Consider the following 16,395-nt stretch of genomic DNA (forward strand, 5'->3'; position numbering starts at 1 on the left):
CAACTTAACCCTTTATGTATTTTCAAGCGTTATTAGTAATAATATTGATTATGATATATTTTTTTATCAATCAGTGTTCGATGATAACCTTGGTTTTCCGTTATCGTTTATCGACCTAGTTTATCGACTTAGTTTATCGGAATGGTTTATCGGCATGGTTTTTAAATTGAGTGGTTGCAAATCATCCGCACGCTAACATTGTTAGCTCGACAGGAGTTAAACAATGTCGTGCTTTTTATGATCCGATTGAATACCTAACCCGCTAATTCATTGATATTTGAAGGCCTATGAAACCACAAGGTGAAGCGCAAATAATGCTAAGTAATGACTCGCTCGCAGCAGGGCAATCAACCGCAGCGCAATCAACAGATGAGCAATTAATGTTGGCATATCAAGCCGGAGACATAAAAGCCTTTGAAAGCCTTTATAGTAAACATAAAGGCCCGTTATATCGCTATTTTGTGCGCCAGTTACATGATAACCAGTTAGCTGAAGACTTATATCAAGAGGTCTGGGGTAAAGTAATTAAAGCGGCAGCCCATTATCAAGTAACCGCTAAATTCACCACCTGGCTGTATAAGATTGCACATAACTTGATTATTGATCATGTCCGAGCCGTTAAACCATTAGATCACACACAAGGGTTAGCCGACGAGCAAACCATGGAAAACTTTATCGCAAGCGCCGATATAGAGCCAGATAGCCAATTACAGCAACAGCAGCAAGCTAAGTTGTTACAAGGTTGCATTGCGTTATTACCGTCAGTACAAAAAGAAGCCTTTTTATTGAATGTCGAATTAGGCTTAACGGCATCGGCGATCAGTGAAATCGGCCAAGTCACATTAGAGGCAACCAAAAGTCGTATTCGTTATGCTTATCAAAGCATTAAAACCTGTGTCGCCAATAAGTTACTGGAGGGTTGAAAATGAGCCAGCAAGATGATGAGTTTTTAGCCCTACAAGATGAAATTAGCCTGCTATATCATCGCAGCCCCAAGCCTGAACCTTCAGCACAATTAGATGAGCTTGTTTTGGCCAAAGCGCATGCTTACCTAAGAGAGAATCTATCTTCTGGTCAAGCTAAGCTACCAGATGAAACGGATGATAATTTAGTGCCCAATAGCGCTTGGCAAAAGTACCGTTGGCAGTTGTCTACAGCAGCATCGGTATTCATCATCGCTGGATTATTTATGATGGTGCCAATGGAGCAATCTATTGCGCCAACCCAAATGGATATGACGCCGCAGCCAATGTCGGTAACGAGTGAAGCAATACAGGTGATGAGTGCGGATACTATGCCTGTAGACGCTAGCCACGAGGCGCAACAACCAGCCAATGTTGATGTCATTCATCAATCTAATGGCATCAATTCGAATAACATTAACGCTCAGGTTGTTGAATCGCGCGCCTTGACATCAGCCGCCAAGTTAACGCCCAATGAATTAGACGAGCAACCACCGGTGATTGCGGCTGCAGACAGTGCCTTATTGCAGCTAAAAGCGCTGATCAATCGAGGTAAGTGGCAAGAGTCGATGGCCTTATTAGCGGATATTGAACAGCGTTTTCCTGAGGTGACGCAACCAAACAATAAGCTTTATTCACAATATACTGAGCTCAAGCAGCGCCTTAATACTCAGTAGCACTTTGTCTTTGATAAGGGCTGTACTCAACAAATACAGCGCTTTGACACAAACGTAACGGCCAAGCAATTGCTTGGCCTTTTTGTTGGGTGTTCACCTTAACCTTTACTGTTGCGAATGGTTACATTTTGCCACTGTTAATATCTGTGGACTCTGGTAACGTGAGGCAACAAAAAATAACAAAGCAAAAAATGCCGTCTGCCAACAAATACATTCAAAATGACAGCAAACTCATAAAGCAACAAATTCATAAAAACGACTAACTCATAAAAACGACTAACTCATAAAAACAACTATAGGGAAATCACACGCCAATGAAACTTCGACCAACTAGTCTGGGTTGTTTACTTGCCATGGGCTGCCTCAGTTCATTTTTAGCTACCGCCTCACAGAGTAGCAATCAAGGCTATTACCGTGCTCCAGCCTTGCATGACAACACCATAGTCTTTACCGCAGAAGGCGATTTATGGAAAAGCCAAATTGGCGATAAAGTCGCGAGTCGGTTAACCACTCAAGCGGCTGAAGAAATAGATGCCAGTATTTCCCATGATGGTCAATGGTTGGCTTACAGCGCCAATTATGAGGGCGCGACTGAAGTTTATGTTATGCCCATGGCGGGTGGTGTTGCAAAACGACTGAGCTTTGAAAACTCAAGGGTACGTTTGCAAGGTTGGACCGCTGGCGGAGAGGTGCTTTATTCCACCGACAATGCCTTTGGGCCTGCCAATTACTGGGTTCTAAAAACCGTTAATCCTAACACCTTGCAAGTGACCAATTTACCTTTAGCAGATGCCATTGAAGGGGTGATTGATAACCAAGGGCAGTACGTCTATTTCACTCAGTTTGGCTTACAAGCCAGCGGTGACAATGCCAAGGTTTATCGCGGCGGGGCTAAAGGTAAAATTTGGCGTTATCAGCTAGGCAGCAACAAAGAAGCAGAGCAACTGACTAGCCAGCATCAAGGTTCTGTCCGCCAACCTATGGTTTGGCAAGACCGCGTGTATTTTATCAGCGATGCCTCTGGGAACGATAATATTTGGTCAATGCAGCAAGATGGCAGCGATATCAAGCAGCATAGTCAGTATAGCGATTGGCAAGTGCGTGATGCCAAGCTGGATAACGGACGTATTATCTTTCAGCAAGGCGCTGATATTAAGTTATTTGATATCGCAACCAATCGAGATCAAACTCTTAATGTCGCATTAAGTAGTGACTTTCCCCATCGACGTGAACATTGGGTGAACGACCCGATGGAGTTTGCAACCTCAACTAAATTGGGCAGCAATGGTGAACAAGTGGTGATTACCGCTCGCGGCCATGTGGCAATAGCGCAAACTGATGAGCGCCGCTTAGTTCAAATTGCCTCGCCTGCTGACAGCCGCATTCGTCATGCTTTATTGAGCAAAGATGGTAAATGGGTGTATGGCATTAGTGATGCATCGGGTGAGCAAGAAATTTGGCAATATCCCGCCGATGGCAGTGAAGGCGCAAAACAGCTAACCAAAGATGGTACCACCTTGCGTACCAGTTTAACCTTATCACCCAATGGCCGCTATTTAGCTCATGATGACTATATGGGCAATGTATGGTTACTGGATTTGAAAGCTAACACCAATCAAAAAATCATGGTGAATGGCGAAGGCTTAGGGCCTTATCAAGATATTGTTTGGTCGCCAGATAGTCAATTTGTCGCGATGACCAAAGCTGAAATCGGTCAGCAGCGCCCGCAAATTGTGTTGTATTCAGTCAACCAACAAAAGGCGCAAACGCTCACCAGCGATAAATACGAGTCATATTCACCAAGCTTTAGCAAAGATGGTAATTGGCTGTACTTCTTATCTAATCGTGACTTTAACGCCACACCAAGTTCACCTTGGGGTGACCGAAATATGGGGCCGGTATTTGATAAGCGCAGCCAAATATTTGCCATTGCATTAAATGAAAAGGCGCAATTTGCCTTTGCTAAGCAAACCGAGCTAAGCGTTAAGCAAGGCGACAGTAACAGCACTAGCGACAGCATAGTAAAAGTGAAAGTTGACTGGCAAGGACTGCCTCAGCGTTTATGGCAAGTGCCGGTGGCATCGGGCAACTATAATCGCTTGCAACAAACCGATAAGGGACTATATGTGCTTGATACAAATAACCAAGTATCAAGTCTTAAGTGGATAGCTTTTAATCAAAACGCGCCTAAAGTCGAGGTATTTGCCGACGACATTGCCGATTTCAATGTATCAAACGACGGTAAGCAAATTCTGTTAAATAAGCAATCCAATCCTAAAGAGTTATTGATTGTGGCTGCGGGTGACAAACTGCCTGCCGATGTTAGCCAAGCAAAGGTAAATACTCAGCAATGGCAATTAAATATCTCTCCCATGCAAGAGTGGCAACAGATTTTTGAAGATGCCTGGTTAATGCACAAAGGGCAATTTTTTGATACCCAAATGCGCGGGCTTGATTGGCAGGCCACTAAAGCCAAATATCAACCTTTGTTGCAGCGCTTAACTGATCGATATGAGCTAAATGATATTTTTGAGCAAATGATGGGGGAGTTAGACTCTCTGCACTCGCAAGTGCGTGGTGGCGATGTTGCTAAAGACAGTGATGCCGCTAAATCAGCCGCGTTAGGTGCGAGATTAACACTCACGGCAAAAGGCGTTGAAATTAGCCATATTTATCAGAACGATCCTGAGTTACCTAGCCAAGCGTCGCCATTAGCCCGCATTGAGGTTGACGCAAAAGAAGGCGATATTATTAAGGCAATCAATGGCAAGCCGGTGAGTAATATTGCCCAAGTGACCCAATTATTGCGAAACCAAGTCAACAAGCAGGTATTACTAACCCTAATTAGAGGCCGAGAGCAGCATCAAACCATTGTCTCGCCAACCGATATAGCAACCGCTGCCAAGCTGCGATATTTAGATTGGGTTCATCATAATGCAGATAAAGTCAGCCAAGCGTCAAAAGGTGAATTTGGCTATTTACACTTATACGCCATGGGCGCGGGTGATATTGCAAGCTTTGCCCGCGAGTTTTACACCAACTACGACAAAGCTGGATTAATTATTGATGTGCGCCGCAATCGTGGCGGTAACATTGATAGTTGGATTATTGAAAAGCTATTGCGTAAAGCATGGGCATTTTGGCAGCCAACCCACGGCACAGCTAATACCAATATGCAGCAAACCTTTAGAGGCCAGCTGGTGGTATTAGCAGATCAAATGACTTATTCCGATGGCGAAACCTTCTCAGCGGGTATTAAGGCCCTTGGCCTTGCACCGCTTATTGGTAAGCAAACCGCCGGAGCAGGAGTGTGGTTGTCGGGACGTAATAGTTTGGCCGATAAGGGTATGGCTAGGGTGGCAGAATATCCACAATATGCAATGGATGGACGTTGGATTGTGGAAGGCCACGGTGTTGAGCCTGATATTGAGGTTAGCAATTTACCGTTTGCGACATATCAAGGTGAAGATGCTCAATTAGAAAAAGCCATTAGCTATTTAAAAGAGCAGTTAGCCCAAAGCCCTTATCAGCCTCTTAAGGCTCTGCCATTACCTAAAACAGGTAAAGCTGATGATATTCACGCTAATTAATCTGTCTATTTTATATCGTCAGTTAATGTAGATTTTATCGATTACAGCCCTATCAGTGATGGGGCTTTTGCCGTGCACGCAAGCGAACTCACCTGACTGAGCGGTTGTTGGATTGTGGGAGTACATTGAGTTAGTAAGAACTGATGGTATTTCGGTGTATTCAGCTCATATTTGCCGTTATTAAGCAATTACAAATTAGCCCATGCTTGAATGCTGGAGGAATTATTAGATTATTCGATTTGCTTTGTTGATATCGCTGTTGATACCCTTTTTATCTGATCTGGTGAAGTGCCACGACATTAATTTTTCATAAATAGAAAACAATCTGTGCGGCAGAAATGTATTAGTCCTTAATACGCATTTATGCTCACGAAATGCGTCTATTGACGATGATCATCAACAAAGTGGTTGATAAACAAAGTAATCGCGTCTCGATTAGCAAGCACACGCTGATCAAATGGCTGTTGCCCCGGTGTTTCAGTGCAAATGGCGATTTGACTACCACTTTGAAATAATCCACTTTCAAACGAGCTATCAAAATGATTGAAAATAATCCCATCTTTCACAGGGCAATCGTCAATCTCACCATTTAGCGCAATAGGAAAATACTTACCTAAAGCATCACGTAATTGGTAGCTCAACTCACTGGGGCTGGTTGCCGATTCTAATGAATACAAATAACAATTGCTGAGTAATACATCTTCATGGCAAGTTAATAAACCATGCTGGCTAGCTTGCAATAATGTGGTTTGCGCTAGCTGTAAAATATGCCCTTCCGCAGAGGTATGTTGATTAGGTTGAATGTGACCTGATTGGTATACAAAACCACGATTGGGATTTTGTAAAAACATATTCAAGCGATTACCAATACTAAAACCACTAGGATTAACTAGCGGCAAAATGCTCAGATTCACCTTGTCAGTAATGTTGCTGTCCAGCTGGGTTAATGCGTTCAATAATCCCCATGGGCCAGCGGCTTCTTCACCATGAAAACCCGCACAAAGTAAAATAGATGCTTTGCTGGTGGAGATAGAAGGTGACTGATAAAACGCCAATGGATACTGGCGATTGATTTCATCAACATATCCAAGCACATGCTGGTGTAACTTAAGGCGCTTAACCTGATGAGCTAACAACAACTCAAATTGTTCAATATTATTGGAGTGACAATCAAAAATGGTTGAGTGCCATTGGTAATTGGGGAATAACTGCGACATAAATTCATTCTTAGTAAACAAACCTTGCTCATCTTAATTAGTCGTTACCCAAAAGCCAATTCAAATTGTGTTGCTTTACACAATTGGGTTACTTAAAAATGACAAAAACAGCAATATAAAGTTAATAATGTTGTATTCTTGTTTTTTTGAAGTTGAATGCTTATGGCGATGACTGTTTTATTGGCTATATTTACTTTGAAATTCAACATTATTTGCTTATATTTGCCGCACATTATTTAGGAGTATCTATGACAAAGCCTTTATCAGTTATTGTTTTACTATCAGCCATTTTAGGTCTATCTGCATGTGCAACGGGTAATAGCCCTGAAGCTAAAAAAGCCAATGCACAAAAAGAAACTCAAGCAGCACTACAAGAGATTTATGCTCAGCACCCTGAAGCAAAAACTGCTGTAAATCAATCTGTTGGTTATGTTGTTTGTACTGGTAATAATACCTATTTATTTGCCTTATCAACCGGTGGCGGCGTTTGTGTATTAACTGAAGGCGGTAAAAAATCTTACTACCGTTTTGCAACAGGTGGCGTGGGTGCGGGTATTGGTTGGAAACAAATGGCTTTCGTGCAAGCGTTTGTTAAGGCTGATGCGTTAAAGCGCTTTAAAGAGTCTGGTTATGAAGGTCAAGCTCAAGCTGAAGCCAGCGCTAAATATGAAGACAAGGGCGATCAAGCTTCTGCTAACCAATCAATTGATATTGACGGTGTTAAAACTTACCAAGTCAACTTAATGGGCGCTGCGGCACAAGCAACCGTTCAAGGTTACAAATATTGGAAAACTGATTTCACTGAAGACTTTATGCAAAAAAGTGAATAGTTGATATTGATTTAACTGCAAAAAAGCCGCTGATGCGGCTTTTTTTGTGGGTATTCAACCACGTGCTTTGAGGCACTGGTTTCAGTCATTGATTAATGTTTAATTTCAATCTCGCAAGCTAATGAATTAGCGATAAAGCAGTTAGCATGTGCTTTTTCGTGAATTTTGCTAATAATTTCATCAGAAACCGTTACACCCTCTTCAAATACCACTTGTGGCGATAATGTCATTTTTACTACCGAAATTTTACCGGCTTCATTTTTACCTAAATCAGCGGTGGCATTGTCGGTATAAGAGGCCACTGGTAAGCGTTTCAAATGTGCAATTGCTAAAAAAGTGAGCATATGACATGAAGACAGTGCAGCTAATAGGTTCTCTTCCGGGTTTATTTTTTCGGCATTGCCCTTGTACTCAGGTGCAGAAGATGCAGTAACAGTTTGCCCGCTACCATAGATAATTTGATGGTCTCGGTTAAACTCGCCTTCTTCAGCTGGTGAACCTTGCCAATCTACAGTTATTTTAAAACCCATGTTAATTCCTTATTACACCATTCGATTTTGTATTCGCGCTTGATATGAAATTGCTACTACAAGAATGTTTTATAGCTGCAGATTCAACACCAACTCCAGGGTAATGTCTATGGTTATCGCTTTGTTTTTGTTATTTGGTTAAAACTTTTTGTTTATGAGTACTAACTCAAAAACATATAGAAATAACCAGTGATATGACAACACATTAATTTTTATCAGTAAAAATCGCCTTTCAGTTATTTTAGCTCACTTTTAGCCAAGTTAAATGTTGCAAGTTTGTAATGAATACGTATGCACTGAGTTGTTATCAAAAGGTTGCGATGACTAGTATATCGGGATAAATAATGTCCGATATTCTGCATAATGTGGGTGGTATATCTGAGTATTGGACAACAATAATGTAAGGGGAAACCAATGCTCAAATGTAAACCGAGTATCTTAGCTTTAGCCTTGGCAAGCGCAGGAGTGAGTGTAATGTTCATGCCTGTAAAAGCCTATGCCGCTGATGAGGTTGAACAGACTTCGCAAGCTGATAATGCCAATGCGCAAGCAACCAATACCAGTCAGAATGCAGATGATAGTATCGTTACTGACGATATAGAGCGTATTCAAATTAAAGGTTACAGCCGCAGTTTGATCGACTCCATTAATTCTAAACGATACGGCGATACGGTATCGGAGCAACTTTCTGCCGATGATTTAGGGGCATTGCCTGATGTCTCTATGGCGGATGCACTGACCCGATTACCGGGTATTTCTGCGGTGCGAACCGGTGGGCAAGCGGCCCAAATCAATATTCGTGGTATGTCTGGTGGCTTTGTGTCTTCAACCTTAAATGGTCGTGAACAGGTATCAACCAGTGGTTCGCGTAGCATTGAGTTTGACCAATATCCATCAGAGCTAATTAGCTCTGCCGCAGTATACAAGTCTTCAAAAGCATCACTGCTTGAAGGTGGTGTTGCCGGTACGGTTGAGCTAGCAACCGTAAGTCCTTTAAGTAAAACCGAAAAACATAATTTTGTGGTTAATGCCCGCGCCATGTATAACGACCGCGCCAGTGAGGTTTATGGTGCTGAAGAATATGGCGATCGCGTTAGTTTTTCTTATCAAGGTAAATTTCTTGAAGACACATTAGGCATTGCCGTGGGCTATGCAAGATTGAACCAGCCCAGTGTCGCAACCCAATTTATTGGTTTTGCATACAATGGTACGGCTGATGTCGACTTTTTGGAAAACGACACCAACGGCCCCATTGGTGACGACGGTGACATGACTAATGCCCATAAGGAATATTTGGGTGAAGGTTTTGAAATTCAGCACTTAGGCGGTGTTGAAACCCGTAATGGCTATATGGGGGCAATTGAATGGGCGCCGGTGGATAATTTTGTCCTAAAAGCGGATGCGTTTATTTCTCGGTTTGATACTGAAGCATTTGCTCGTGGTTTTAGGGTTAAGTTAGAACCAGAAAGCGCCTCGATTGCGAATCCAATTTTGGATGGTAACTCGGTGATTGGTGGTACTTATAATCGCAAATCTACCGGTAACACGCGAGTTGAATTAGTTAATGATGACAATCAAGATTTTGATGAAGTAAACAGCTACGGCATCAATGCCGATTGGCAAGTTACCGACAACCTTAATGTGAATCTTGATGTGTCATTTTCATCGGCAAAAAGTAATTTCCGTAATGGCTTGTTATGGGCAAACGTGGCGGTTGATGCTAATGCCGATACGCCAATTTTTGATGAAAATGTATCCATTAGTTATTTACTAAATGGTTTAGATTTACCGGATGTAGGCTTTAATCAAGCCGAAGCTTTTTCTGATATTGACCGTATGATGGTCAGTAAATATGGCATTTACCCTTATGTTAATGAAGATAAGCTCAGCGCTTATCGGATTGATTTTGAATACACCTTAGATAATGATTATATCTCAAGTATTGAGTTTGGTAGTCGCTATTCAGATCGTACTTACTCAAATGATCGATCAGTATTTGAATACGGTGTCGATAATGGCTTTTCAAGTTCACAGCCACCATTAAGGCTAACCGAAGATATGACCACTGTGGTTGATTGGCAGGGCGATTTTAGCTACTTCCCGTCATATTTAGCCATTGATGTAGATGCTGCGCTGAATGCTTGGTTCCCTAATGGTACTCCGCAGCCGGTGCAAACTTGGGGTAATGCTGATGGGGTTGCGCCGGGGCAAGCCCAAGGCTATACCAATAATTATTCATGGTCTGTACTGCAAAGTGGTGAAGTGTATGAAAAAGTTTGGTCTGGATACGCATTAGCAAATATTGATACTGAGCTGGCTGGTTTACCGATAACCGGTAACTTTGGTGTCAGAGTGGTTAATACCGACCAATCAGCAACCGTACTTAAAAATGTTGGTGGCGATCCGGCTTTTGGCGCACAAAACATTGTTGACGAAATTGGCATTAATAACTCACTGTATGCGCCCATTATTGAAGGGGTGAGCTATACCGATTATTTGCCCTCAATAAACCTTAATTTTCATGTAACCGAAAGTGCTCAAGTGCGTTTTGCTGCCGCCAAGGTGATGTCGCGTCCTCCGATTAACCGCTTAGCGGGTGATGCCAGTGCATCGGTTAGCGACACAGGTGAAATTAATGGTTCGAGCACCAATAACCCATTTTTAAAACCTTTCTATGCCGATCAATATGATGTGTCTTATGAGTATTACTTTGATGAAGGTGCATTTGTAGCGGCACTATTCTACAAAGACATTAAGTCATTTATTGATACCGATAGCATCGACAATTACGACTTTAAAGGCAATGGCTACAACGTACCTGATTCGATTGAATTAGACAGCGGCCAAGTGGTGCCAACGGTCAATGGCACGTTTACCACCGCAATGAACAATGAAAAGGGCGGCTATATTCGTGGTTTAGAGTTAGCTTACACACAAGTGTTTGCCTCACTGCCAGATGCTTGGTCGGGGTTAGGCTTTAATGCCAGCTACTCATATACCGAATCTGAAATTGAAACCATTTCTACCTTTGCTGGTGAATCGTCAAAGCAAGGTCTACCCGGCTTATCAAATAATGTTGCCAGTGCAACGCTTTTTTACAGCTATGAAGGCTTTGAAACCCGTGTTAGCGCCCGCTACCGTGACGATTTTATCTCTGAGCAAGTGGCAATCAATGAGCAGGTGGTCAATTTTGACGGTGAAACCGTGATTGATTATCAAGCCTCTTATCAAGTGACCGATGGGCTAGGGCTGTTATTCCAAGTGAATAACTTAACTGATGAGCCGACCAAGAGCTATTTTGGCAACGAAAACAAAACCGGCACCATCCAATACTTCGGTCGTGAATTTTATCTGGGGTTAAATTATGTCATGTAAATCTTACGTTTATGACGCAGTTAATCAGCTCAGTTCAACCAAATGCCCAGTACCGAATTTAACAGGGAGAAGTGACTCATGATGAGCCTTTATAGAATAATAAAATTATCGGCAGTAACCTTATCATTAACTGCACTTTATGGTTGTGGTGGCGACTCAGCAGAACCAGGGGAAGTGCTACTAACTTGTAATATCCCTAACGTACCTAATGCTGCGGGGACAGAATGTGTGCCACCGCCGCCATTAAGTTGTCCTGCGCCGACTTTTCCAGATGCAAACAATGAAAAGTGTGAAGTAGGCTTTAACCCTAATTTGCCACTGCCAAGTGTGTTAGCTGGTCCTAATCAAGCGGTGCTTTATTACCATCGCAAGCAGGATAAAAATAACACCGAGTCAAATCCTAAGTATTCAGCCTATAAATTACATACTTGGAATAACGACAAATGTGATGCCTATGCACCGCCATTTGATAGCACTGACTGGGCCAATGGCCATCGTTTTACTGGGGTGGATGAAGTCTATGGTGCTTATTGGGTTTTAGATCTAAAAGAAGGCTATGGAGAATGTGCTAATTTCATCATTCATGATGGTGATGATAAGGCAATTTCATCGGGTGACTTAAGCATGAGCTTAGTAGCCTTTGCTGATGCAAATGCACCAGAAGCCATGTTTGATCGCGCAAACTTTACCATTGATGGCGTAGGCGATATTTATGCTTACCCTATATTAGATACCGGTTTTTCAATTGATGGTGCCAGCGCGCACTGGCTAGATCAAAATACCTTTGTGTGGGACAAACCTGCAGAGGGTGTCAGTAAGTTTGTTATTCATCATTCAGAGATGGGTGAAATCGCCAGTGATGATGCGGGCAATATCAATGGTACTCAACTTGAAGTTGTGCCAAGCACCTTAACCGACGCACAAAAAGCATTAGTGCCACATTTAGCTAATTGGCCTGCTTATGAAGCCGAGTTAACCGCTGATGAAGCGAAAGCCATAGCCAAAGGTCAGCTAGTGTTAGTGGCTTATGATGAAGACAACAAGCCATTAGTGGCAAGTAATGTACAGGTTGCCAAGGTGCTTGATGCACTTTATACCCAAGGGGACAATGATGCCGACGAGGTTTCATTGGGTATTATTTATGACGGCAATAGTATCACTAGCAAGGTTTGGGCGCCTACAGCCCAAATGGTTAATCTAAAAGTGTTTGATGCCAGCAAAAAACAAACCGCATCACACCCCATGACACTGGATAATCAAACCGGTATTTGGTCATATTCAGGTGGTATGGAATTAGACCGCATGTACTACCGCTTTGAACTTAAGGTCTATCACCCCTTAACAGGAAAAGTAGAGTTACTTGAAGCAACTGACCCATACTCATTAAATGTGTCAACTAATGGCCGTTATAGTCAGTTTGTTAATTTAAGTGATGATGATTTAAAACCTGAAGGTTGGGATGCTCATAGCATACCGACCATTGCTAACGCAGAAGATGCGGTGATTTACGAAGGTCATGTACGTGACTTTAGTGCCCGTGATGAAAGTACCACAGCCGCCAACCGAGGTAAGTATTTAGCCTTTACTGAACAGGGCAGTGCCCCCGTTGAACATTTACGTACTTTAGCTGAAAACGGAGTAACTCACTTTCACTTACTACCGGTAAATGATATTGCCACAGTGAATGAAGATCCATCTGAGCGTATTGATATCACTGATACCTTAGGCGCGTTGTGCGACAAGATTGATGATAATGCTGCGGCATGTAAAACCGGCGATAAGTCAGCCACGATTGAATCGATTTTGGCTGATAACGCAGTAGGCTCGTTTGATACACAAGAGTTAGTGAATGCCATGCGAGGCTATGACAGCTTTAACTGGGGTTACGATCCACAGCACTTTATTGCTCCTGAAGGCAGTTATGCCAGTGACGCAGATGGCGTGGCTCGAATTGTTGAATTACGAGCCATGAACCAAGCCTTACATGAGCTTGGTCTTAGGGTTGTGCTTGATGTGGTCTATAACCACACCAGTGCTTCAGGTTTATGGGATAACTCAGTGCTTGATAAAGTGGTGCCAGGGTATTACCACCGTTATAACGAAGTAAGCGGTAAAATTGAAACATCAACTTGTTGTGATAACACAGCTACTGAACATCGAATGATGGACAAGTTTGTTACCGATTCAATGGTTATTTGGGCTAAAGAATATGGTGTTGACAGCTTCCGCTTTGATGTTATGGGGCATATGCCCAAGTCGAGCATTTTAGCTGCGCGTGAAGCTGTACAAGCGGTTGATCCGGATAACTACTTTTATGGCGAAGGTTGGAACTTTGGTGAAGTAGCCGACAACCGTTTATTCGAGCAAGCCGTACAAGCGAACATGGCGGGTAGCGAAGTTGGTACCTTTAACGACCGTATTCGTGAAGCCGTTCGTGGGGCGCTTTATTTGCTTCAGAGCAAAAAGATGACTACCTGCGTGACCAAGATACATTGCGCTTGTCTATGGCTGGCAACTTACAAAACTATGTGCTTAAAGACTTTAACGGTAATTCAGCCAAAGGCAGTAGCTTTAGTTGGAACAGCCAGCCAACAGCATATGCGTTAGATCCTGCTGATAGCATTAACTATGTGTCAAAGCATGATAATGAAACCTTGTGGGATATTTTGCAGTATTCAAATGATGAAACCTTATCATTAGCATCGCGAGTTCGGGTGCAGAATATTGCTGCAACCATTCCTTTACTCAGTCAAGGCATTCCATTTTTACAAATGGGAGGCGACATGCTGCGCTCAAAATCAATGGACCGCAATTCTTATGATTCTGGCGATTGGTTTAACTGGGTCGACTTTACTAAAGGAAGCAGTAATTGGAACGTTGGTTTGCCTCTAAAGCAAGATAATAACGCCAAAATGGCACAAATTATCAAAGCATCTGGCAACCCTAATTCCGCGACGTCTATGTCTGAAATTGAGTTTGCCTCTAGCGTGTTTAATGAGTTTTTATCTATCCGTAAATCCAGCCCATTACTGCGCTTAACAACTGAGCAAGATATTATTGATCGCGTTGGGTTTCATAATATCGGCAAGCGTCAAACTCAGGGCATAATCGTGATGAGTGTTGATGATGGCAGTGGATTAACTGACATCGATCCTATGGTTGATGCCATGGTGGTGATGATTAATGGCAGTAGTGTTGCTCAATCACATACAGTGGCAACGGCCTCGGGTTTTAGCTTGCATCCAACATTAATCAACTCCATTGACACCCAAGTGCAGTCAGCAAGCTTTAGTCAAGGCGACGGTGAAGGCACCTTTAACGTGCCAGCCTATACCACGGCGGTGTTTGTTAAAGCGCAAGGCGATACCCAAGGTGAAGGATTAAGTGCCACTGCTACTGCTGGTGCACCTGATGTTGTGCCCTTTGGTAGCACGCAGGTGTTTGTGCGTGGCGGTATGAACGGTTGGGGTGAGGTTGACGCATTTAGCTATATTGGTGCCGGTGAATATCGCGTTGCGATTACCCTAGCCGCAGGCGACTATGAGTTTAAAATAGCATCAGCAGACTGGAGTACAGTCGATTTTGGGGCGCTATCAGGTGATGTAGCAGGCGTTGATGAAGACCTTGCTGAGCCACTGGCCGCTAAAGGGGCTAATATGATCTTTAGCGCAACCACTGATGCAACCTATGTGTTCTCGCTTGATGCATCAGATAAAACTAACCCTGTTCTAACCGTTTATAACCAAGAGCCCTTTGTTGGAACACCGATTTATATTCGTGGTGGCATGAATGGTTGGGGTGAAGTCAATGAGCTAACTTATATGGGCGGCAGTATCTATCAAAGTCAAATTAGGGTTAATGCCGGAACTCATGAATTTAAAGTGGCCTCAGCGGACTGGTCAACTGTGGATTATGGCAGTGGTGAAGCCGACACTTCTGTTATTCTGGCTGAACCCAAATTACTGGCAGTAAAGGGTAGTAATTTGAATGTCACTTTTGATAGCGATGCTGAATATACATTCACTTTTGACATGAGCAATCGTAACGAACCCACATTAACCGTGAATAAAACCGAGATGTTTGCAGGCAATACGGTTTATATCCGCGGTGGCATGAATGGCTGGGGAGAAGTGGATGTATTAACCTATCAAGGCGCATCGGTTTACAGTGTCGATATCGCTTTAGTTGCGGGTAATAATGAGTTTAAAGTGGCTACAGCTGATTGGTCTACTGTCGACTTTGGCGCTATTGCCGGTGATGAAGTGGTTGTTGAAGGAGCCACCAAAACCTTAGCTAAAAAAGGCGCTAACTTGCATTTCGATGCACCCAACGATGGCGTTTATCGCTTTACTATTTCCGGCCCCAGTAGTGATTCACTAAGTTTGGTGGTGAGCTCGGTAAATTAATTGAAAGAAAACTTGAACAAACTCAGCTGCGGCTGAGTTTGTGGTTTTTGGCACCGTAAAAATGGTATTTTATTGAATTTATAATATTAATTTATTTTCATGTATTTTTACTGTTGAGTGAAAAATAGCTTGTTATTCACTGATTCTGACTTATTTTTAAACGAAATAAGAAAGCCCACTAAAGTTGCAACCAAAGATGCTTGTATGTGTCTATACTTAGTGTGTATGGTGGTTATACACCTATTGGCTTACAAGTTTGTTATTAGAACCAAATTAGTACCAAGCGAAATACAGAATTAAATTACAGTTGTGACGATATCTTCATTTTTGACACTTTGGTGATTTAATCCTTGTGATCTACTGCAAATGCCCCAAGTTCTTATTATGTCACTATTTAATTACAGCATAATAAGACAGTTATATAAGTTAAGGATTCTTTATGAAAATAAATCTTTCTGGTCACCACGTAGATGTTACTGATGTTGTAAAACAACATGTCGAAGAAAAATTCACTAAACTTGCAAGTCACTTTCCAACCCTTATTTCATTAGACATCATCATTGCTAAAGAACATGGTGAATTTGATGTAGAGATCAGCACTAATTATGAAGGTAGTCGCATCGCTGCTAAGGGCGTTGATGCGGTTATGTATCCAGCAATTGCGAGTGCAGCCAAAAAGCTAGATGCTGCACTTAAACACCGTAAAGGCCAGTTAAAAGCTGATTTGCATGCCAAGCCTGAGGTTACCGCGCCTGAAATTGCTTATGAAAAAATTCAAGAAATGGATTTAACTAAATAAATTAATAGC

8 protein-coding genes and 1 pseudogene are annotated in these 16,395 nt (G+C 42.5%); 7 read left to right on the plus strand and 2 right to left on the minus strand.

Annotation, left to right across the window (positions count from 1 at the left end; genetic code table 11):
• Positions 1-314 precede the first annotated feature (314 nt).
• The 3 genes from HBH39_RS04565 to HBH39_RS04575 all read left to right on the plus strand — a co-directional run bounded on the left by HBH39_RS04565 (position 315) and on the right by HBH39_RS04575 (position 5,229).
• Positions 315-923, plus strand: a complete 609-nt coding sequence (locus HBH39_RS04565; RefSeq protein WP_167679964.1) for a sigma-70 family RNA polymerase sigma factor — start codon at positions 315-317, stop codon at positions 921-923.
• A gap of 2 nt (positions 924-925) precedes the next feature.
• Complete coding sequence (locus HBH39_RS04570; RefSeq protein ID WP_167676014.1) at positions 926-1,639, plus strand: hypothetical protein; 714 nt, start codon at positions 926-928, stop codon at positions 1,637-1,639.
• Positions 1,640-1,953: 314 nt separating this feature from the next.
• Positions 1,954-5,229, plus strand: coding sequence for a S41 family peptidase (locus HBH39_RS04575; RefSeq protein ID WP_167676017.1), 3,276 nt, complete (start codon positions 1,954-1,956; stop codon positions 5,227-5,229).
• A gap of 380 nt (positions 5,230-5,609) precedes the next feature.
• Here HBH39_RS04575 and HBH39_RS04580 read toward each other — a convergent pair whose 3' ends face one another.
• A complete protein-coding gene (locus HBH39_RS04580; protein WP_167676018.1) occupies positions 5,610-6,446 on the minus strand; it encodes a M14 family metallopeptidase in 837 nt (278 codons plus the stop codon).
• Positions 6,447-6,694: 248 nt separating this feature from the next.
• Between HBH39_RS04580 and HBH39_RS04585 the strand changes: the two genes are divergently transcribed.
• Complete coding sequence (locus tag HBH39_RS04585) at positions 6,695-7,276, plus strand: hypothetical protein (RefSeq protein ID WP_167676020.1); 582 nt, start codon at positions 6,695-6,697, stop codon at positions 7,274-7,276.
• A 92-nt stretch (positions 7,277-7,368) separates the two neighbouring features.
• Here HBH39_RS04585 and HBH39_RS04590 read toward each other — a convergent pair whose 3' ends face one another.
• A complete protein-coding gene (locus tag HBH39_RS04590; RefSeq protein WP_167676022.1) occupies positions 7,369-7,806 on the minus strand; it encodes an OsmC family protein in 438 nt (145 codons plus the stop codon).
• Positions 7,807-8,220: 414 nt separating this feature from the next.
• Here HBH39_RS04590 and HBH39_RS04595 point away from each other — a divergent pair, with 414 nt between their 5' ends.
• From HBH39_RS04595 to hpf, 3 genes and pseudogenes are all read left to right on the plus strand, one after another.
• Complete coding sequence (locus HBH39_RS04595) at positions 8,221-11,181, plus strand: TonB-dependent receptor (protein WP_167676024.1); 2,961 nt, start codon at positions 8,221-8,223, stop codon at positions 11,179-11,181.
• Positions 11,182-11,259: 78 nt separating this feature from the next.
• A pseudogene (pulA, locus tag HBH39_RS04600) lies at positions 11,260-15,587 on the plus strand (pullulanase-type alpha-1,6-glucosidase).
• A 439-nt stretch (positions 15,588-16,026) separates the two neighbouring features.
• Positions 16,027-16,386, plus strand: a complete 360-nt coding sequence (gene hpf, locus HBH39_RS04605; protein WP_167676026.1) for a ribosome hibernation-promoting factor, HPF/YfiA family — start codon at positions 16,027-16,029, stop codon at positions 16,384-16,386.
• Positions 16,387-16,395: the final 9 nt, after the last annotated feature.

The organism is Shewanella aestuarii (genome assembly GCF_011765625.1).
GTDB lineage: Bacteria > Pseudomonadota > Gammaproteobacteria > Enterobacterales > Shewanellaceae > Shewanella > Shewanella aestuarii_A.

What these genes read in the sequence shown, in the direction of transcription:
- HBH39_RS04595 (WP_167676024.1), top strand. Translation starts at nt 8,221, where the DNA reads ATGCTCAAATGTAAACCGAGTATCTTAGCTTTAGCCTTGGCAAGCGCA.
- HBH39_RS04590 (WP_167676022.1), bottom strand. Translation starts at nt 7,806, where the DNA reads ATGGGTTTTAAAATAACTGTAGATTGGCAAGGTTCACCAGCTGAAGAA.
- HBH39_RS04580 (WP_167676018.1), bottom strand. Translation starts at nt 6,446, where the DNA reads ATGTCGCAGTTATTCCCCAATTACCAATGGCACTCAACCATTTTTGAT.
- HBH39_RS04570 (WP_167676014.1), top strand. Translation starts at nt 926, where the DNA reads ATGAGCCAGCAAGATGATGAGTTTTTAGCCCTACAAGATGAAATTAGC.
- HBH39_RS04585 (WP_167676020.1), top strand. Translation starts at nt 6,695, where the DNA reads ATGACAAAGCCTTTATCAGTTATTGTTTTACTATCAGCCATTTTAGGT.
- HBH39_RS04575 (WP_167676017.1), top strand. Translation starts at nt 1,954, where the DNA reads ATGAAACTTCGACCAACTAGTCTGGGTTGTTTACTTGCCATGGGCTGC.
- HBH39_RS04565 (WP_167679964.1), top strand. Translation starts at nt 315, where the DNA reads ATGCTAAGTAATGACTCGCTCGCAGCAGGGCAATCAACCGCAGCGCAA.
- hpf (WP_167676026.1), top strand. Translation starts at nt 16,027, where the DNA reads ATGAAAATAAATCTTTCTGGTCACCACGTAGATGTTACTGATGTTGTA.